Raw genomic sequence first — 18391 nt, 5'->3', positions numbered from 1 at the left:
TTTTAAGTTTTTTGTTTAGTCGCGCTGCCAAGGTTTGGCCATAAATCTCCCGAAATGTCATGGAGTATCGATTCTATCAGCTTGGATTTATTTATTTCCTTGACAAGATCTTCTGCCATGATCTTGTATCTTTTTTCCAGCTCTTCAGCTTGGAGCAAAGCCCTTTTTTCTTCCTCTTTGAGCTCCTCTTGGAAGGATTCCATTTTCTTGGCGCACATCTCTTGGATTTGCCTCAAAATTTCCTCTCGCTTTTTATCGATCTCGGCAATCCTGCGTTCGTACTCTTGATCCAGCGAATCTTTAAAGGACTCTATTTCTTCCGTGAAATCTCCATTTTCGCTAACTTGCTCATTCACTCAAAACCCCTCTTTCCATGAGAAACTCACAGAAAGCGCATCTGTCTATCATTCCCACGAACCTTCCATTTTCAACCACAGGAAGCCTTTTGACCCGCTTTCGCATCATTAGGTCCACAACGCTTATCAGGCTTGTCGTTGGATCAACGTAAATGACTTCTTTCGTCATGAACTCCTCTACCCTTTTAAGCCCGATGTCATGGATTTTATCGAAAAAAATTAATTCTCCTTCTTTGCTCAAAAAAGCGGATGAGGTTATGGCCTCAAGATAGGTAGGAAGTGTGGCTTTTAAAATATCGCTTTCTGAAATAAAGCCAACCAGGTGCCAATCCCCCTCTATTACAGGCACGCCGGTGACCTTGTGAATGTAAAACATTTTTACTGCATCAATTACCAAATCATCCTTCAATAAAACAGTGAGGTCTTTTTGCATTAGATCTTGTGCAACTATGTCCATTAACTTATCCTCCTGCTATAAAGTCCTAACCTGGTAAGAAGGATCAGCACCACAAATAAAGGCAATCTGACTGTACGTTTTAATCTCCATGGTTCCTGAATGGTTCGATATAACCACTCCAATCCCATGTTTTGCCACACCTTGGGTGCCCTTTTTAGGCGGCCAGAGATGACATCGAAGCTACCCCCGACTCCTATAGCAACAACACCTTTAAGCCTTTCCAAATTGCGTTTTATCCATATTTCCTGCTTGGGCACGCCCAGTCCAACAAAAAGGATTTTTGCACCACTTTCGTTGATCTTTTCGCATATCTCTTCGTCATTTTCTTCTGTGAAATAGCCGTGATGAAAACCGGCTACCTTTAAACCCGGATATTCGTCCATTAGGCGCTCGGAAGCTTTTTCGACTACATCATCAGTGCTGCCCAGCAAGAATATGGGTAATTCCCTATATCTTGCTATTTCACATAAATTTTTCATGAAGTCTATGCCGGTAATTCGCTCCTGGATTTTAATTCCCAACAACCTAAATCCCCATATGAGTCCTGTTCCGTCAGGTAACGAGAGATCGGCGGATTTTATAGCTTCTCTTAGCTCTCTATCGTATCTTGATCTTTCGGCCACCAAGGCATTGGGTGTCACTATCATGTAATTTTGATCGTTTTCCTGATTCGTCCAAAAGATCACCTTGTTTAGCACGTAGTCCAAGGATACGTTATCCACGAAAATGCCCCATAAAGCTGGTCTGCGTTGATCTTCATGAGCCGTATTCCTTGAAATGTAGGCTAAAAAAGCTACTATGCCTCCCGCCAGGACGATAAGGGAAATTCTTAATCCCCATGGAGGAGGAATAAGTTGAAAAAGAGCGACAGAGGTTCCCAAGGTCATGCAAAAGGCGGCAACCAATCTTACAGATTGAGGATGATCTATGCCCATTGACACCAGTTTTTCGTAGAGGGAAATGTTCCATTGCGCATTATCGGTGAAGGCTTTACTTGCGAATCCGAGCGAGGCTTCCATGATCGGAAGGGCAAATAAGGATAAAGGCAATAATATTGTTGCAAAGGTGACGCCTTTGCTGACACCTATGAGTGATGTGCCAGCAATGAGGGTAGACCAAAAATAGACAAGAGGATTGCCCAACCTTCGATAAGTATGACCTATCCTACTCCAAAAGATTAGGCAAAGAAGTATACCGGTAAAGGAAATCCACATTGCATCCTTCAGGTCTTGCCCTAAAAAGAAGCTGACCCCCCATAAAAGAACCCACGTTATGGCCATTAAATGGCCGGACAGGCCTGAAATTTCGTCCACTTCCCGCAAGAAAGCCTGGCACAATAACAACCATGTAGCCGTAGCCATGATGGCTACTTTCGAGGATAGGTAATAAAAGCTATCCCTTCCTAAGCTCAAAAAGTTTATTTGCGGTCCATTAAAAGCGAAAGCTAACGCCAGCGCTATTTTTAAAAAAGGCCAGAATGTTGAAGGATACAGCCTTTCTCCCATGGCAGCGACAGCAAAAACGATTCCATAAGCAACTATAATAGAAGAAACACGACTACCAATGCTTATGGAAAGCAAGGATACACTGGCCACCATGAGCACATCTCTTGTATAATCCCATTGGGCTGTGGAGAGTCGTTTTTTTGTTGCTTTTTCAAAGATCAAACAACCCAATGCCGTTAGAACGATCAAAAGATAAGCCTCTCCCATTTTGGGATCTCTCCCCTCAAGATGGTCTGTTCATAATTTTATCATGAAAGGGCTGATGTATTACATGAAGTTTAAAAGAAATATTTTCACTTCACTGCTTATTAAACATTGGATAGTTTTTTTACTGATCATATTTATGTCCCTTCCTGCCGGAGCCTGCACCATTCCGATAGAGGTACTGGGCAGTCACTTCGTAGAGGAACTTTCTCCGGAACAAGCCTTGGTCATCGTAGACAGCCTTCCAACCTGTGACGGATATGTATCTCATTTATACATGAAACTGCAGGGAGCGGTTGTAGAGGGCTTGCGCATTGACGAAATAGCCATCGAAGCAAGAGACGTTTATTTTAATCCGCCTGTCGAGTGGAAAGAAAAGTTACGCCCAAAAGAAGTCTCAACCGTTCTGTTTGAAGCAAGATTGCTTGAAGAAGATGTAAATAATGCATTAAAAAAATATGAATTAAAAGATAAAAGATGGAGCAATTTCAAGTTCGACTTAAGGAATGGCAAAGTTGTTGCTATTGCCGTTTATGAACAACCACTGCTGCTATTTAAGCTTAACATATTGGCCAAACTTATCGGCGAACTTGAAGTCGTAGGCGGAAATAAAATATATCTAAAAAACTGTAAATTATACGCCGATGGATTTCGCCTTCCAGAACATGCAACTCAGGAATTGATTGAAAAAGTTCAACCGCTCCTCGATTTTGACAAGTTTATATTTCCCGTACAGCTAGATTCCGTCAGCAACGATGACAAGTCTATACTTATTTTTACTAAAGATAAGCCGGAGCCCTTTGAAAGTTCCTTTACATGGACTTATTCTTCTTTTAGCGAAAATGCCGTATCTCAGTCAGCCCATTCATGTAGGGAACCAATACATCCGGAATCTTGATTGATCCGTCTTCTTGTTGGTAGTTTTCCATGATTGCTATGAGACATCTGCCTACGGCTATTCCTGAGCCGTTGAGTGTATGGACGAAGCGCGTCCCCTTTGCTCCGCGGGGCCTGTATCTTGTGTTCATACGTCGAGCTTGGAAGTCTTCGCAATTGCTGCAGGAGCTAATTTCTCTGTAAGTATTTTGCGATGGGAGCCATACTTCTAAATCGTAAGTTTTGCTGGCGGCAAAGCCAAGGTCTCCCGTGCAAAGAGATACGACGCGGTAGGGAAGTTCCAGTCTTTTTAAGACCTCCTCGGCGTTTTGTGTGAGCTTTTCTAATTCTTCGTAGCTGGCTTCGGGAGTGCATATCTTGACAAGCTCTACCTTATCAAACTGGTGTTGCCTTAACATACCTCTCACGTCTCGCCCGTGACTTCCAGCCTCTCTCCTAAAGCAAGGCGTATAAGCGGTATAGTAAAGAGGCAATACATCTTCTTCCAATATTTCCTCCGCATGCATGTTAGTGAGTGGAACCTCTGCAGTTGGTATCAGCCATAGGTCATCGCTTTCGCAGTGATATAGGTCATTTGCAAACTTGGGCAACTGTCCGGTACCTTCCATGGTCTTGGAGTTAACGAGGAAGGGCGGCTCGAACTCAAGATAACTATGTTCTCGTGTATGCAGGTCTAGCATAAAGTTGATGAGAGACCTTGCCAAACGTGACCCATGTCCCCTTAAAACGGTAAACCTGCTGCCTGCCAACTTTATGCCTGCTTCAAAGTCCAATATTCCCAAATTTTCCCCCAACTCCCAGTGCGGCTTGGGCTCAAAGTCGAACTCTGGGATTTCCCCGACGTGGCGAATCGTCAAATTGTACTCCTCGGATTTGCCAACTGGCACTGTCTCGTGGGGTTTATTGGGGATCAGAAGCAGCAGATCTCTTAGCCGCGTTTCAATTTCCTGGACTTCTTGATCCAGTGTCTTGATCGTTTCGTTTATCCCTCGGATTTCTTCCACTAAATCAGAAGGATCTTTTCCCTCCGATTTTAGTCTAGCCACTTCCTTGGAGCCTTCGTTTCTTTTGGCCTTAAGGCTTTCTACTTCGATCAGCTTTTCTCTGCGTAAGGTGTCCAGTTTCAACAATTCGTCTAGAGGGTAGTCATAGCCTCTATTCTCGAGCATTCTCTTTACTTCATCTGTATTTTCCCTGATCCATTTGATATCAAGCAATTTGAGTACCACCTTTCTGATTTCGTATTTGAGCAAGTAAATTAATCATTTCAATGGCGGCCATGGCTGCTTCTGCGCCCTTGTTGCCCGATTTGCTTCCGGCACGCAGTAACGCCTGTTCAAGATTGTCGCAAGTGAGTACGCCAAAGACTACGGGAACACGATGATCTATGGCGATTTTGGCCAACCCCTTTGCAACCTCGGAAGCCACGTAATCGAAATGGGGCGTATCACCCCGAATGATGGCTCCTAAAGGAATAACAGCGTCGTATTTACCGGACAATGTTACCTCTTGAGCTACCAAGGGCAATTCCCAAGCACCGGGCACCCAATACAAATCTATGTCTTGTTGTCTAACCCCATGTCTAAATAATACGTCCTTGGCTCCTTCTATCAACTTACTAGTAATAAGCTCGTTAAAGCGGGATGCCACCAAAGCAATTTTTTGTCCTTCTCCCATGAGGTTGCCCTGAAGAATGCGCATAATATTTGCCCTCCTTTTGAAATTTTTTAATCATGTTGGGAATGCCCGTTTTAATGAAACAGATGACCCATCTTTTCTTTCTTGGTCTTCAAGTAATTAAAATTATAGGGATTTGGTTTTATTTCTATGGGAACCCTCTCGACGACCTTCAAACCATATCCCTCGAGGCCTATAACTTTTTTGGGATTGTTGGTCATTAAGCGCAGCTTTCTCACACCGAGGTCAAAGAGTATTTGAGCTCCTATCCCATAATCCCTCAAATCGGGACTGACCCCAAGTTTTAGGTTGGCTTCCACAGTGTCCATTCCCCTTTCCTGAAGCTCGTAGGCCTTAAGTTTTTTGTACAATCCAATGCCTCTGCCCTCTTGGCGCATGTAAAGCACGATGCCCCTCCCCTCGTGTTCTATCATTTGCATAGCTTTGCGAAGTTGAGCACCACAATCGCACCTGAGAGATCCAAAAACGTCACCTGTAAGGCACTCTGAGTGCACTCTTACCAGCACTTCGTCACCTTCATTAATTTCCCCTTTGACTAATGCAATGTGCAAACGATCGAGAACATCATCCAATATCCAACGATAAGCGTGGGCAACGAAATTGCCATACTCGGTTGGAAGGGCAACCATTGAAACCCTTTCAACGAGCTTTTCTCTCCTGTGCCTATAGCGTATTAAATCCTTTATAGTCGTTATCTTGAGGTCAAACTTTTTTGCGAACTCGATCAGTTGAGGGAGCCTGGCCATGGTGCCGTCATCGTTCATTATCTCACATATCACACCAACCGGTTCCAGGCCTGCAAGTCTTGCTAAATCGACGGCAGCTTCCGTATGACCGGCTCGTTTTAATACGCCCCCCTTTTTTGCTATCAGCGGAAAGATGTGACCTGGGCGTCTAAAGTCTGAAGCCTTGGCGTTGCAATCCGCAAGCAAACGAGCCGTAATGGCTCTATCTTCAGCCGATATACCTGTGGTGGTGCCTTCCTTGGCGTCAACTGAAATGGTAAAGGCGGTGCCATGGGGATCTGTGCTGTGAAGTACCATTGGTTTCAGTTCTAACTGCCTCGCCTTTTCCTCTGTAAGCGGAACACATACCAATCCCCTGCCATACTTAGTCATGAAATTTATCGCCTCGGGCGTCACCTTCGACGCGGCCATCAGTAAATCTCCTTCGTTTTCTCTGTCTTCGTCATCGACGACGATGATCATCTTGCCCTCTTTTATTAGGTTTACGGTTTCCTCGGGCGATGCGAAAACCTCGTCTAAGGCCATTTTCTACTCATTCCTCCCTCTTGCCTATCACTGCCATCCGTATTTAGCTAGCTTTTCCCAAGTTAGATTGCTTGATCTATCTTTCTCGTTACTGGATGAGCATTTTAAAAATCGCTCTATGTACTTACCTATTATATCCGTTTCTAGATTTACCAGTTCTCCAGCCTTCAAGCCGCCAAGTGTCGTTAATTTTAAGGTGCTGGGGATTATGCCGACGGTAAAATCAGTTTCTGTGACGTCGATGACCGTTAAACTCACTCCATCCACCGCTATAGAGCCCTTTGGCACGATGTAGTGCATGATAGAAGCATCCGCATTTATCCTTACGGTACTCGTTTGTGTCTTTTTTGATATTTCGCTTACGACGCCAATGCCTTCAACATGCCCCAAGACTATATGGCCGCCCAGTCGATCGCCAACTTTTAAAGCGCGCTCCAAATTTACCTTATCGGGAGGTTTCAGCATTCCAAGTTTCGTTACGGCGACAGTCTCCCCCATCATCTCCGCGATGAAGCTGGTATGCCCCGCTTTAACGACGCTCAGGCAAGCTCCTGATACGGAGATGGATTCGTTTTCGGAAAGTTCGGGAGATATTTCAGGAGCTTCTATTATTAGGTTCGTAACGTCGCCACGCCTGTCTATGGACAACACAGTCCCTATGGTCTCTATCAAACCAGTAAACATCACAGATCGACCTCCATCAAGAGATCGTCGTCCAGCCTTTTTGTGCTTCTTATTTTCCCCTTAGGAATTTCAATCATATCCTTTAATAGAATTTGCGGAAATATTCTTTTTCCCTGACCTATAATCTTGGGCGCATAAAACAATGCCATTTCGTCACAAAGGTCTGCCTCAAAAAAAGAAGACAGAACCCTTGGCCCACCTTCTACCAACAGGTAGTGGATGCCCATCGATGGCAGCTTAAAGACCATTTCTTTGATGTTTAATTTTCCGCTGAAATCCGTCGGGACTTGAAGTACATCTATTCCTTTGGAGATCAACTCTTCCATCTTTTGCGGGGACGAATTTTTCGACGTTACTATTAGCGTTTTCCCCTCATTGAACAACTTGGCATCGAGCGGGATTCTTAAATATGTGTCTAAAGCTATTTTAAGGGGATTTTTGCCGTCGATCAATCTAACCGTTAACTCAGGATTGTCCTTCAGGACAGTACCTATTCCAACAAGTATGGCGTCTGTTTCGGCTCGAAGCAAGTGCGATCGCTTAAGGGAGCTTTGTCCCGTAATCCATCGACTGCTTCCATCTATAAGGGCTACATTGCCATCCAAGCTTGTGGCCACTTTCAGTGTAATCCATGGCCTTCCCTCTTTGAAGGCCATAAAAAAGCCCCGATTTAACCATCTTGCCTCCTCTTCCAATATGCCGACGATTACTTCTATTCCACTTGAGCGAAGATATTCTATCCCCTTGCCTTGAACTTTGTCGAAGGGGTCCTCGACAGCTATGCAAACAGTTTTTACTCCACTTTGAGCGATTAAAGGACAACACGGAGGTGTGCGTCCATAGTGGGTACATGGTTCCAAGTTGACATAAAGAGTAGAGTCTTTCGCCAGTTCTTTTGCCATCGAAAGCGCTCCTACTTCGGCATGAGGGGCTCCGGGGTGCCGATGGAAGTCCATGCCTACTATTACACCATCTTTGACTATCACACATCCGACCTTAGGATTTGGACTTGTAGCGCCCGTTCCCCTTCTGGCTAGACTCATTGCCATTCGCATGTAATGTTCATGAACTCTTTTTTCTGAAATCTTCATCTTCAGATTCACCTTTTAAAAATTTAAGAATTTGCCTTGCCATTTTAGGTCCAATGTTATTGACCTTTTCTAACTCCTCCGGAGTTTTTGTCGCAATGTGAGCTACGCTACCGAAATGGGCCAAAAGGGCTGCCGCCCTTCTTTTTCCTACTCCAGGGATGTCCTCTAGAGCGGAACGTTTGTACCGTTTGTTAAACTTGCTATTATGGGACGAGAGGGCAAACCTGTGAGCCTCGTCCCTTACCCTCCTCAGCAAATTGAGCCCGGGATCGTCCAAAGGAAGTTTAATCGGTAGGCTAGAGTTTGGAATGTAGAGATCTTCTTCTTTTTCAGCAAGTGCTACAACGGCAATGTCATTGATGTTAAGCTCCGCTAAGGCGTGCATAGCAAAGGAAAGTTGTTGAGCGCCACCATCTATGAGGAGAAGCTGAGGAAGGGGTTGATTTCTTTTCAACGAGGAAGAATAATGTCTTTTAACGATCTCCTCGATGGAGCGAAAATCGTCTATCCCTTTTACCGTTTTAATATTATATCTTCTGTATAATGAGGGATTCGGCAAGCCTTGCTCGAAAACCACGATCACTCCATATGCCTCTTTTCCACTTAAATGGGAAATATCGCAGCCTTCAATGCGCCAAAGGGGCGAGGACAGGCCTAAGAGGTCCTGCAAACTCTCTATTGCCTCCCAAATTTCTTTATCAATTGGATCTTTGAGAGTAAACGAGACTTGCTGTCTGCTTAAACGCCATATAGCCTTTATGGCGTCTCGGTAAAGGGCTGCTTTCTCAAAGGCCAGTGACGATGCCGCTTCGTCCATTTTTTTTCTGAGACTTTCGACCAATGCGCTGGCTTGTCCTCTCAAAAGCAAGATGACGTCGTCCACCAGTTCTTGGTATTCTTTGGGTGTGCAAAGGCCTGCGCAGGGAGCTAGGCATTTTCCTAGATTGTAACGAAGACAAGGACGACTTTGCACGGCCTTTTCCTTCAAGTTTAAACTACAGGTCCTTAAAGGAAAATAACGTTCCATTAACCTTAAAATTTGTCTCAGTTCTTTGACCCGCGTATAAGGGCCCATGTAAATCGAACCATCGTTTTCCTTATGTCTCGTTATGACTACCCTTGGAAATAACTCGTTTGTGATTTTAATGCAAGGATAACGTTCGCCCATCTTCAGCTCGATGTTAAAGAAGGGCTGGTAGTGTTTTATCAAGCGTGCCTCGACGATAAAGGCCTCAGCTTCCGTTTCCGTCCTTATAAAAGAGATATCTTTTGTTAGCTGGACAAGTTTTCGCAGCCTAGGAGAGGCAAATCCTTTATGGCGAAAGTAAGAAGAAACTCGTTTTTTGAGAGATTTTGCTTTTCCTACATATAAAACTTTATCGTCCTCGTCGTGAAAGACATATACACCTGGCTTATCAGGTAGGCATCTTACCTTTTCCTCAAGGTTTATTGGCATTTTTCGGCCATCCTTATTTTTATCCTGCATTTTTGCTTTTAAAATTTCCTCCCGCACTTTCTAATTTCACGTTCTTATTATAGGATTATAAATGTAATTTTGACACACTGGGAGGGAGAGAGCAAGGATGGGTTTAACTTTATATAATGATTTGACGCGTTGCAAGGAAGAGTTTATGCCTTTGATTCAAGGTAAAGTTGGTTTTTACGTATGCGGACCTACCGTGTATGACTTCATTCATATCGGCAATGCAAGGCCCTTTGTCGTCTTCGATGTCTTGAGACGATATATGGAGCATAAAGGCTTGGAAGTCATCTATGTCCAGAACTTCACTGATATAGATGATAAGATGATCAATAAGGCTAACGAGCTTGGCATATCGGTCGAAGAATTAGCTGAGCGCTTTATAAATGCCTACTTCGAGGACATCGCGCCTTTGGGCGTCAAGCGGGCGACAGTCCATCCCCTTGCCACGAAGCATATCGATGAGATCATTGATCTCATATCGCGGATAATGGAGAATGGTCACGCTTATGTAACCGAAGGTAATGTTTATTTTGACGTCAAAAGTTTTCCGGAATACGGAAAACTTTCCGGTCAGAGCATCGAAGAACTCCAGGCCGGGGCCAGGATTGAGGTGGATGTTAGAAAAAGACACCCCCTTGACTTCGTATTGTGGAAAGCTCAGAAGGCTGGCGAACCTTGGTGGGATAGTCCGTGGGGACCAGGAAGGCCTGGATGGCATATAGAATGCAGTGCAATGGCGATGAAGTATCTGGGCGAAACAGTGGATATACACGGCGGTGGAAGCGACCTGATATTTCCTCATCACGAAAACGAAATAGCCCAAGCTGAAGCTGCCACCGGCAAGCAGTTTGTAAGATACTGGGTTCATAACGGTTACTTGCTGATAAACAAGGAAAAGATGTCCAAGTCGCTGGGTAACATCTTGACCGTTAGAGAGATAATTAAGAAATATCAACCTCTTGCCGTAAGGCTCTTTATATTGGGAGCTCATTACAGGAGCCCACTCGATTTTTCCGATGAGTCATTGACTCAAGCGACAAGAAGCTTGCAACGACTTCGCAATTGTTACTCCGACTTGATGTTTCACCTGGAACGGAGCCAAGAAAAGGATGTGCCAGACACATGGCTTAATGACATCGTTGATGAAGGATACGGAAGGTTCTGCGAAGCCTTAGATGACGATTGCAATACGGCAGCGGCTTTAGGGGTGGTTTTTGAAGTGGTAAGGGAGTTAAATAATTACTTGAAGGAAAATGTAACCCCAGATAAAAAGGCTTTAATTAATGCAAGGAAATTCTTTGCAACGGTCGAAGACATCATGGGCATCATAGGGACGGAAACGATATTGGCAAAGACCGAGGAAATACCGTCCAGTGAGATAGAAAGGCTCATAAAAGAAAGGGACGAAGCAAGAAAAATGCGCGATTTTGCCAGGGCCGATTCAATACGAAACGAGCTTGCTGACAGGGGTATTATATTGGAGGATACTCCTTTTGGAACGCGTTGGAAAAGGAAGGAGTAAGGAGACATAGAAGTTATTTTGCATCAGGTTGTTTTTTCTTTTTCCAGGTCGTCGTAAAATTGTTCGGGCGTACTTTGCGCGAATCCTACCTTCCAGGCAAAGACCGCTGCTTGTGTTCTGTCAGAGAATTCGAGCTTTTTTAGGATGCGGCTGACGTGGTTTTTAACCGTTTTCTCGGATAGATACATTACTTTAGCTATATTTTGATTGGAAAAACCTTGAGATAGCCAATAAAGGACTTCTTTCTCACGGGGGGTTAGATGATTTAACTGACCTACATTGTCCCCTATTGAAGCGATATGATCCCTGTATGCTTCTAATCGCGGATCTATGTAAGTCTCAGCTTTTGCTGCATGCCTAATGGCTAAGAAGAGATCCTTGAGCTTTGACGATTTCAAAACACATCCATATATGCCAAACTTCTTTAGATTATGTGCCGGAGGCAAGTTATTCTCTGTCGTTACCAAAACACATCGGAGAGAGTTAAACCTCTTGGATAATTCTTGAATAAGATCTACTGTATCATCTCTCGATAGATCTTCATCGTACACAACAACATCGGGATGAGTCGTACCTACGATCTCGTATATATCATCGGCATGGCTCGTCTCCCCCACTACGGAGATATCCATCTCCATCTCTAGTATATGTTTAAAGCATTCTCGATATAATCGATGTTCATTGATCACGACGACCTTTATCGTTTGCGACACCCGAAATCCTCCTTGGCGGAGGCGCATGGGAATCGAACCCACCCGGGCCAGCCCTCACTAACCCACACCAGATTTGAAGTCTGGGGGCCGCACCAGCGACCAAGCGCCTCCTCAGTCTACTAAATCTTATAGTTAATTCCCTCCTTTGTCTAGTTGTACAAGAATGCCCGCCTTTTTTCTCGCCCGTGCAATGGCATTTTCCATTCTTTTATATGGCCACGATAGAAACCGCGCTGCTTCAGCGATGCTTCCTGTGTAAAGGAAAGCTTTAAGCGCCGTCGATTCCATTGGAGTCAATATAGCATATAAATTCTTAGCAAACTCTCTTTGTTTTAACGTTTCATCGATATCTATTTCGCTTGGTTGATCTGGTATCGTTTCCAACGAGATAAAATCTTTTATCTTGTTTTTTCTAAGATAAGATATCATTGCGTTGCGAATGCATGTCTTCGCAAAGGCAGGAAAACTTCCCCTTTCTTTGCGATAATGTTGTATAGCTTGATATAGCCCTATATACCCCTCCTGTATGAGGTCTTCTCTCAGATTAGGATCTCCATTTGACAAGAGCGAAGCCATCTTTAAAATTAGAGGGGTATAGTTAACCAAGATTTCGTCCAATCTGATATTGCTCCTTTCATGTCTTATAGGAGGTTTGGATACCTTGAATAGGCATATCTTAGAAAAATTAAAATCAGAAGGCAGTGTTAAAGATGATAGCATAGTTGTGCCTTTTAAATCCATAAAAACCGCATCTATGGAATACAATATCCCTGAAAAAAGCTTGGAAATAATGTTGCTCGAAGAAGGGTTGATCCCTGAAAGGTACGCAAGAAACATCGGCACCTACGGCATTTTTGGACAGCTTTTATTGTTAAAAAGCAAAGTTATGGTGGTCGGATGCGGTGGTCTTGGGGGATGGAATGTCGAAATACTTGCAAGAGCCGGCGTAGGATACCTTCGTTTGGTGGATAATGATCATTTTGTGGCCCATAACTTGAATAGGCAGCTCTTGGCGATGGAAAGCTCGTTGCAAGAGCAAAAAGTACAGGCTGCTGCAAAAAGGATAAAGGAAGTCAACTCAAGCGTCGAAGTTGATGTTTGCCCCTGCCTGTTCGATGAAAAAACGGCTGGAAGGTTGGTCGAGAGGATGGATGTTGCAATTGATGCTTTGGACAATAATCATTCCAGACGTATCCTTTTTGAGGTTTGCAGGAGCAAAGAAATTCCCGTCGTCCATGGAGCCATTGGTGGATTTATTGGACAGGCAAAGGTTATAATGCCTGGAGACCCACATCCCTTTGAGATCTTGGGGGAAGACGTTCCGGATAAAGGCATAGAGGTAAAGTTAGGAACTCCTCCTCAAACTCCAGCTCTAATAGCTACTATTCAAGCCAATGAAGCCATTAAGTTGCTTTTAAAAAAAGGAGAAATACTAAAAGACCACCTGCTTTGGATAGACTTAGAGCATAATGAATGGATGCGACTAAAGTTAAGCTAAAAGCTGAAATTGTACTTTTAAAGATCTAGCTTTCCTTTACGGTATCACATAAGCTCCGCAATATAATTGCTAGTTTACTTGAAGCCTTTTTAGTTTCTTCCAGGACTTCTTCGTGGGTTAGCGGCTTGTCTTCCATGCCCGCTGCGTAGTTTGCTACGCAGGAAATGGCGCAAACGCGGATGCCCATTTGTTTTGCTGCCATGGCTTCCGGAACTGTGGACATTCCCACTATGTCCGCTCCTAAAATCCTTGCCATGCGAATTTCAGCCGGAGTTTCGAAGGAAGGCCCGCTGAAGGCTATGTAAACCCCGCGCTTGAGCGTGATGTCATTTTCTTCCGCTACTTGTTCGCATAGCACCATCAACTTATGATCGTAGGCAAAGGTCATATCAGGGAAACGCGGTTCAAAGAGATTGCCCTCCTCGCTTCTTAAGGGGTTAACCCCCATGAAATTTATATGATCGTATATTAGCACGAGATCTCCGGGGGTTAGTCCATAATTAATGCCTCCAGAGGCGTTGGTTAATATTAGCGTCTTGACGCCAAGCAAACCGCAGACGCGAATGGGGAAGGTAACTTCGTCCATAGAGTAGCCCTCGTAGTAATGCACCCTGCCATTTAGAGTCATTACGTAATTATTTCCCATTTGTCCGCACACCAGCTGTCCGGCGTGTCCGGGGACGGTTGATTTTGGCCAAAACGGTATATCTTCATAGGGGATATCGATCGCGCTAGGAATTTCTTTCGCGAAGCCACCTAGGCCAGAGCCTAAAACCATGGCAATTTGGGGTTTTTTCGGTAATTTAGTCTTTAAGAATTCGACAGCCTCGGATATTTTGTCCTTGTACATCATTTTGTATCAACTCCCATTAAGTTTAAGTCAAGCGCTCTTTTGCTATTTTAAAATTAAGGCATCAAAGGAGGAGCCTTCTATTTCCTCATCGTCTACCCCGTAAAGATCTGCCAAGGTCTTGCCTAAACAACAAAACCCCATAAAGGTTCCTATATTTCCGGGACGTATCATGTCTCCATAGACGAGCAAGGGCACGTATTCCCTGCTATGATCAGTACTTGGAGTAAGCGGGTCGTTGCCGTGGTCTGCGGTTATTATCAAAAGGTCGTCAGATCGCATGTCCTCGATGAAAGGTCCCAGCCAACAATCAAATTCCAGCAACGCCTTAGCGAAGCCGGGCGGGTTGTTTCGGTGGCCATACTTCATGTCGAAGTCTATGAGATTACTAAATAACAATCCATTAAAGTTTTCATCCTTAAATTCTTGAAGAAGCTTCATGCATTCATCATTATCCGAACAGTGCAAAGACTTAGTCATGCCGCGATTTGCGAATATATCTTCGAGTTTGCCCAGAGTTATGACGTCATAGCCCTTTCCGGATAGCTTATCCAAGAGCGTATCCCTAGGTGGAGGAAGTGAAAAATCCTTGCGCCTGGGGGTTCTGAAGAAATTGCCAGGTTTTCCGGCAAAGGGTCTTGCTATCACTCTTGCTACTCCTGCTTCGCCTTGGAGTAGCTCGCGCGCTATTTTGCACCAGTCATATAAGGTCTCCACCGGTACAATGTCTTCATGTGCCGCTATTTGAAAAACGCTATCTGCCGATGTATAGACTATCGGATAGCCTGTTTCTAAGTGTTTTGGTCCAAGTTCTTCTATTATAACTGTTCCGGAGGCAGGATAATTTCCCAATGTTTTCCTGCCGATTGCCCTTTCAAAATTTTCAATGATTTCTGCGGGAAAGCCATTTGGGAAGGTGGGAAATGGGTCACGCAAAATTATCCCGGCAAGCTCCCAATGCCCTGTGGTCGTATCCTTACCTATCGAAAGCTCGCGCAGCCTCCCAACAGCTCCCAACGGTGGCCATTGGGCGGGAGTTCCTGGCAGGTTGACTATTAGGGGCAAACCGAGTTTTCCCAAATTGGTCAAGTTCATACCCCCAACTGCCAAGGCAATATGATAGGCTGTATTGCTCCCCTCATCACCGTAAAGACTCGCATCTGGTGCCTCACCTACACCGTACCCGTCCAAAATTATGAGAAATGTCCTCAAATGAGCCTACCTCCGTTCAAGCCTAAGCCCTTGGATGACACCGATCATATATATCGCGGAGCTCTAAATCCAAATGTGTATATCGTTCCGTAGTAGATATAGAGGCATGACCGAGCAACTCTTGCAACGTCCTTAAATCCAACCCGCGTCTTAACATATGCGTGGCCAAAGAGTGTCGCAATACGTGCGGATGAAGCCTCGAAGTTGGAATGCCTGCTGCCCTTCCTCTACGACGCATGATTCTCCATAGATCTTCTCGATGAAGTCTCCGTCCCGTTCGCGTTAAAAATAACCAATGTTCCCCTCTTCGGTCAAGTTGCGGTCGTACGATTTCGACGTATCTTTTTAATTTTTCTTTGATGGATCCCAATAATGGAACAACTCTTTCCCTATCGCCTTTACCCACTACCCTCATGGCATTGCCATGCCAGTCAATGTTGCCAAGAGTCAGAGAACAAACTTCGGAGGCCCTAAGCCCACAACCATATGTAACCTCAAAGATGGCCTCGTCTCTTTGTCCCAAAATTGATCCATCTCTGCAGGAAGAGATAAGGCGTTCCACCTCGCCCTCGCTCAAAATTTGAGGTAATTTTTGCTCTTTAGAAGGCAGTGAGGGTAGCCATTGCTCTTCTTCTATCCATCCCTCAATTGACAGGTAGCGGTTCCACGATCGTATTGCTGCAGCATAACGTTGTAACGACGCTTTGGATTTACCTTGTTCCGACATTTCTTTTAAGAAACGTGACATGAATTCATGCCTTGGGGGGAAAGGATTAATATGGTGGCGTTCGCAAAAATCGAACCACTTCACCAGATCTGTCATATAAGCCTGAATGGTGTTTTCGCTGTACCCTCTTTCAAGGCGAAGGTAGCCTACAAATCCATCGATTAAAGCGTGTTCCAGATCAGCCACATATTTCACCTCTCTTTACATTCGGGTACGGTCTGCGTTTGTTTATTTTTAAGGCGATATACAGCTACTCTTCTTCTGGATGTGGACGCAGCTGCATATCGCCTTAAATTTAGCCGAAAGCACGATCAAATGGCTTTTTGTTCGCACCTAATCTAGCGATTGATTATTGGCCGACTTAAATACCACATTAATGCAACAAGGGTTTTGGCGTCTGTAATTTCTTTTTCCTCGATGAGTCGCTTGCATTCATCTGGGGTCAATGTGACTCCTTCGATTATTTCGTCTTCGTCACTATCCAGTCGCGATGGGAATAATTCGGTGGCGTAGAAAAGATGTATTATCTCGTCGCTAAAGCCAGGCGATGAGTAAAAGCTAGCTACGTGTTCCAAGCGTCTCGCGTCATAGCCGATTTCTTCCCTTAGTTCGCGCTTCGCTGTTTCCTCAGGCGTCTCACCTTTTTCCATTATGCCTGCAGGGATCTCAAGCAGTTCTTTCCCCACGGCATATCTGAATTGACGAACGACAAAAATGTTTCCCTCATCATCAACGGCTATTACGGCTACAGCTGGGGCGTGCTCAACGACTTCCCTTTTTGTCACATGGCCATTGGCAAGCTCAACCTCATCAATTCGTAATTTTACTATCTTTCCACTATAAATCTCTCTCGAACTTTTGGTACATTCGCTTTTATCCATGATCAATTACTTTTGTTATGCTTGGGCAACGTATTGTTTTCCTACCTCTTGTCCCTTTTCGAATGCCTTCATGTTAATCTCCAAGAGGTGAGCTTTTTTTGCGCCCAATATTTCTTGAACTGTTTCTTTGAGGGCATCGGCGGAAGCCATATCGGTAACTTCGGCTAACACCCCTAAAACTGCTATATTGGCTACTCTTTCATTGCCCAATTCTAAGGCAATGCTGTTGGCGTTTACTTTGACTATGTTTATGTCGTCGCGTGGGTTATCGTAAGTTACGAGATCTGCGTTGTATATCAAAGTTCCACCCTCTTTTAACCTGTTTACAAACTTCGTGAGCGATGGCTGATTCATGATGACTAGCACGTCAGGAAAAGAAACAAGAGGAGAGGCGATTTCGCCATCGCTTACTATAACGCTGCAATTTGCTGTGCCACCGCGCATCTCAGGACCATAGGAAGGTATCCACATGACATTTTTGCCTTCGTTCATTGCGGCATGGGCTACTATCTGCCCAAGCAGCATTATGCCTTGCCCACCGAAACCAGCAGCTATCATTTCTCTGTAAAAGCTCATTTATGTCACCTACCTTAATCAGGGAGTTTGAACTCGCCCAAAGGATAGTAAGGAATCATGTTTTCCTCCAACCATTTCAAGGCCTCTGCGGGACGCATGCCCCAGTTCGTCGGACAGGTGGAAAGTACCTCTACGAGAGAAAAACCTTTTTCCTCTATTTGCGTCTGGAAGGCCTTTTTTATAGCTTCTTTAGCCTTGATGACATATTTTGGCCTTGCCACGGTAACTCGTGCAATGTAACCTGGGGCCTCCAAGGTTGCCAACATTTCTGCTATTCTTATAGGATAACCATTGACCTTAGGATCCCTTCCATAGGGACATGTGGTGGTTTTCTGTTTTAAAAGGGTCGTTGGAGCCATCTGCCCGCCCGTCATGCCATAAATGGCATTATTGATGAATATTACGGTGATGTTTTCTCCCCTGTTAGCGGCATGTACTATTTCTGCGACACCTATTGAAGCCAAATCTCCGTCGCCTTGGTAAGTGAAGACAGTAAGGTCTGGTCTCACTCGCTTACAGCCTGTTGCAACTGCCGGGGCACGTCCGTGAGCTGCCTCGTACATATCGGTATTGATGTAATTGTACATTAGCACGGCACACCCGACGGGTGCTACGCCAACGGTTTTCTCTTGAATTCCAAACTCGTCTATTGCTTCAGCTACCAGGCGATGCACGATGCCATGTGTGCATCCTGGGCAATAGTGCGTGGAAACGTCCGTCATACATTTAGGGCGCTCAAAAATTTTTACCTCAGGCATTATTATCC

General features: G+C 44.6%; 20 protein-coding genes and 1 tRNA gene. 3 read left to right on the top strand and 18 right to left on the bottom strand.

Annotated features, from left to right (window positions below; genetic code table 11):
• Positions 1-2 precede the first annotated feature (2 nt).
• The 3 genes from Q7P41_RS11360 to Q7P41_RS11350 are packed head-to-tail and all read right to left on the bottom strand — an operon-like array spanning position 3 to position 2525.
• Positions 3-356 carry a hypothetical protein gene (locus Q7P41_RS11360; RefSeq protein WP_303884350.1) on the bottom strand — a complete coding sequence of 118 codons (354 nt, stop codon included), beginning with the start codon at positions 354-356 and terminating at the stop codon, positions 3-5.
• A complete protein-coding gene (locus Q7P41_RS11355) occupies positions 349-813 on the bottom strand; it encodes a CBS domain-containing protein (RefSeq protein ID WP_303884348.1) in 465 nt (154 codons plus the stop codon). Before Q7P41_RS11355 ends, Q7P41_RS11360 begins: the two co-directional genes overlap by 8 nt.
• Positions 813-2525, bottom strand: a complete 1713-nt coding sequence (locus Q7P41_RS11350) for a WecB/TagA/CpsF family glycosyltransferase (protein ID WP_303884347.1) — start codon at positions 2523-2525, stop codon at positions 813-815. Before Q7P41_RS11350 ends, Q7P41_RS11355 begins: the two co-directional genes overlap by 1 nt.
• 64 nt (positions 2526-2589) lie before the next feature.
• On the opposite strand from Q7P41_RS11350, the gene Q7P41_RS11345 reads away from it, so the two are divergent.
• On the top strand, positions 2590-3420 hold the full coding sequence (locus Q7P41_RS11345) for a DUF2993 domain-containing protein (protein ID WP_303884346.1): 831 nt from the start codon (positions 2590-2592) through the stop codon (positions 3418-3420).
• On the opposite strand, the gene serS is transcribed toward Q7P41_RS11345, so the two are convergent.
• The 6 genes from serS to Q7P41_RS11315 are packed head-to-tail and all read right to left on the bottom strand — an operon-like array spanning position 3356 to position 9619.
• Positions 3356-4636 (bottom strand): serine--tRNA ligase, encoded by a 1281-nt coding sequence (gene serS, locus Q7P41_RS11340; RefSeq protein ID WP_303884343.1) that lies wholly within the window; start codon positions 4634-4636, stop codon positions 3356-3358. The two genes, Q7P41_RS11345 and serS, sit on opposite strands and share 65 nt — an antisense overlap.
• Positions 4629-5120 (bottom strand): 6,7-dimethyl-8-ribityllumazine synthase, encoded by a 492-nt coding sequence (ribE, locus tag Q7P41_RS11335; protein WP_303884341.1) that lies wholly within the window; start codon positions 5118-5120, stop codon positions 4629-4631. Before ribE ends, serS begins: the two co-directional genes overlap by 8 nt.
• Before the next feature lie 50 nt (positions 5121-5170).
• Positions 5171-6388, bottom strand: coding sequence for a bifunctional 3,4-dihydroxy-2-butanone-4-phosphate synthase/GTP cyclohydrolase II (locus Q7P41_RS11330; protein WP_303884340.1), 1218 nt, complete (start codon positions 6386-6388; stop codon positions 5171-5173).
• 27 nt (positions 6389-6415) lie between these two features.
• Complete coding sequence (locus tag Q7P41_RS11325; RefSeq protein WP_303884366.1) at positions 6416-7072, bottom strand: riboflavin synthase; 657 nt, start codon at positions 7070-7072, stop codon at positions 6416-6418.
• Entirely contained in the window at positions 7072-8163 is a 1092-nt protein-coding gene (gene ribD, locus Q7P41_RS11320) for a bifunctional diaminohydroxyphosphoribosylaminopyrimidine deaminase/5-amino-6-(5-phosphoribosylamino)uracil reductase RibD (protein ID WP_303884339.1), read from the bottom strand. Before ribD ends, Q7P41_RS11325 begins: the two co-directional genes overlap by 1 nt.
• Positions 8135-9619 (bottom strand): excinuclease ABC subunit UvrC, encoded by a 1485-nt coding sequence (locus tag Q7P41_RS11315; RefSeq protein ID WP_303884338.1) that lies wholly within the window; start codon positions 9617-9619, stop codon positions 8135-8137. Before Q7P41_RS11315 ends, ribD begins: the two co-directional genes overlap by 29 nt.
• 127 nt (positions 9620-9746) lie before the next feature.
• On the opposite strand from Q7P41_RS11315, the gene cysS reads away from it, so the two are divergent.
• The gene (gene cysS / locus Q7P41_RS11310; RefSeq protein ID WP_303884337.1) at positions 9747-11168 is read left to right on the top strand and encodes a cysteine--tRNA ligase; all 1422 of its coding nucleotides are present in this window, start codon (positions 9747-9749) and stop codon (positions 11166-11168) included.
• Between the two features lie 23 nt (positions 11169-11191).
• Here the strand turns inward: cysS and Q7P41_RS11305 are convergent, their stop codons facing one another.
• The 3 genes from Q7P41_RS11305 to Q7P41_RS11295 form a co-directional block, all read right to left on the bottom strand.
• On the bottom strand, positions 11192-11881 hold the full coding sequence (locus Q7P41_RS11305) for a response regulator transcription factor (RefSeq protein ID WP_303884335.1): 690 nt from the start codon (positions 11879-11881) through the stop codon (positions 11192-11194).
• A 13-nt stretch (positions 11882-11894) separates the two neighbouring features.
• Positions 11895-11992, bottom strand: a tRNA-Sec gene (locus Q7P41_RS11300).
• A gap of 21 nt (positions 11993-12013) precedes the next feature.
• Positions 12014-12499, bottom strand: coding sequence for a sigma-70 family RNA polymerase sigma factor (locus Q7P41_RS11295; RefSeq protein WP_303884334.1), 486 nt, complete (start codon positions 12497-12499; stop codon positions 12014-12016).
• Positions 12500-12542: 43 nt separating this feature from the next.
• Here Q7P41_RS11295 and Q7P41_RS11290 point away from each other — a divergent pair, with 43 nt between their 5' ends.
• Complete coding sequence (locus tag Q7P41_RS11290; RefSeq protein WP_303884333.1) at positions 12543-13379, top strand: HesA/MoeB/ThiF family protein; 837 nt, start codon at positions 12543-12545, stop codon at positions 13377-13379.
• A gap of 25 nt (positions 13380-13404) precedes the next feature.
• Here the strand turns inward: Q7P41_RS11290 and Q7P41_RS11285 are convergent, their stop codons facing one another.
• The 6 genes from Q7P41_RS11285 to Q7P41_RS11260 form a co-directional block, all read right to left on the bottom strand.
• On the bottom strand, positions 13405-14232 hold the full coding sequence (locus tag Q7P41_RS11285) for a purine-nucleoside phosphorylase (RefSeq protein WP_303884332.1): 828 nt from the start codon (positions 14230-14232) through the stop codon (positions 13405-13407).
• Between the two features lie 42 nt (positions 14233-14274).
• Complete coding sequence (locus tag Q7P41_RS11280; RefSeq protein WP_303884331.1) at positions 14275-15441, bottom strand: phosphopentomutase; 1167 nt, start codon at positions 15439-15441, stop codon at positions 14275-14277.
• A 22-nt stretch (positions 15442-15463) separates the two neighbouring features.
• Positions 15464-16354 (bottom strand): tyrosine-type recombinase/integrase, encoded by an 891-nt coding sequence (locus tag Q7P41_RS11275; RefSeq protein ID WP_303884330.1) that lies wholly within the window; start codon positions 16352-16354, stop codon positions 15464-15466.
• A gap of 152 nt (positions 16355-16506) precedes the next feature.
• Positions 16507-17049: an NUDIX hydrolase gene (locus Q7P41_RS11270; RefSeq protein WP_303884329.1), complete on the bottom strand. Its 543-nt coding sequence runs from the start codon at positions 17047-17049 to the stop codon at positions 16507-16509.
• 15 nt (positions 17050-17064) lie between these two features.
• On the bottom strand, positions 17065-17625 hold the full coding sequence (locus tag Q7P41_RS11265; RefSeq protein ID WP_303884328.1) for a 2-oxoacid:acceptor oxidoreductase family protein: 561 nt from the start codon (positions 17623-17625) through the stop codon (positions 17065-17067).
• A 14-nt stretch (positions 17626-17639) separates the two neighbouring features.
• Positions 17640-18383, bottom strand: a complete 744-nt coding sequence (locus tag Q7P41_RS11260; protein WP_303884327.1) for a thiamine pyrophosphate-dependent enzyme — start codon at positions 18381-18383, stop codon at positions 17640-17642.
• Positions 18384-18391: the final 8 nt, after the last annotated feature.

The sequence above is a fragment of the Acetomicrobium mobile genome (assembly GCF_937920065.1).
This window is presented reverse-complemented; position numbering and strand designations above follow the sequence as displayed.

What these genes read in the sequence shown, in the direction of transcription:
- Q7P41_RS11355 (WP_303884348.1), bottom strand. Translation starts at nt 813, where the DNA reads ATGGACATAGTTGCACAAGATCTAATGCAAAAAGACCTCACTGTTTTA.
- Q7P41_RS11350 (WP_303884347.1), bottom strand. Translation starts at nt 2,525, where the DNA reads ATGGGAGAGGCTTATCTTTTGATCGTTCTAACGGCATTGGGTTGTTTG.
- Q7P41_RS11345 (WP_303884346.1), top strand. Translation starts at nt 2,590, where the DNA reads ATGAAGTTTAAAAGAAATATTTTCACTTCACTGCTTATTAAACATTGG.
- ribE (WP_303884341.1), bottom strand. Translation starts at nt 5,120, where the DNA reads ATGCGCATTCTTCAGGGCAACCTCATGGGAGAAGGACAAAAAATTGCT.
- Q7P41_RS11330 (WP_303884340.1), bottom strand. Translation starts at nt 6,388, where the DNA reads ATGGCCTTAGACGAGGTTTTCGCATCGCCCGAGGAAACCGTAAACCTA.
- Q7P41_RS11325 (WP_303884366.1), bottom strand. Translation starts at nt 7,072, where the DNA reads ATGTTTACTGGTTTGATAGAGACCATAGGGACTGTGTTGTCCATAGAC.
- ribD (WP_303884339.1), bottom strand. Translation starts at nt 8,163, where the DNA reads ATGAAGATTTCAGAAAAAAGAGTTCATGAACATTACATGCGAATGGCA.
- Q7P41_RS11315 (WP_303884338.1), bottom strand. Translation starts at nt 9,619, where the DNA reads ATGCCAATAAACCTTGAGGAAAAGGTAAGATGCCTACCTGATAAGCCA.
- cysS (WP_303884337.1), top strand. Translation starts at nt 9,747, where the DNA reads ATGGGTTTAACTTTATATAATGATTTGACGCGTTGCAAGGAAGAGTTT.
- Q7P41_RS11285 (WP_303884332.1), bottom strand. Translation starts at nt 14,232, where the DNA reads ATGATGTACAAGGACAAAATATCCGAGGCTGTCGAATTCTTAAAGACT.
- Q7P41_RS11270 (WP_303884329.1), bottom strand. Translation starts at nt 17,049, where the DNA reads ATGGATAAAAGCGAATGTACCAAAAGTTCGAGAGAGATTTATAGTGGA.
- Q7P41_RS11265 (WP_303884328.1), bottom strand. Translation starts at nt 17,625, where the DNA reads ATGAGCTTTTACAGAGAAATGATAGCTGCTGGTTTCGGTGGGCAAGGC.
- Q7P41_RS11260 (WP_303884327.1), bottom strand. Translation starts at nt 18,383, where the DNA reads ATGCCTGAGGTAAAAATTTTTGAGCGCCCTAAATGTATGACGGACGTT.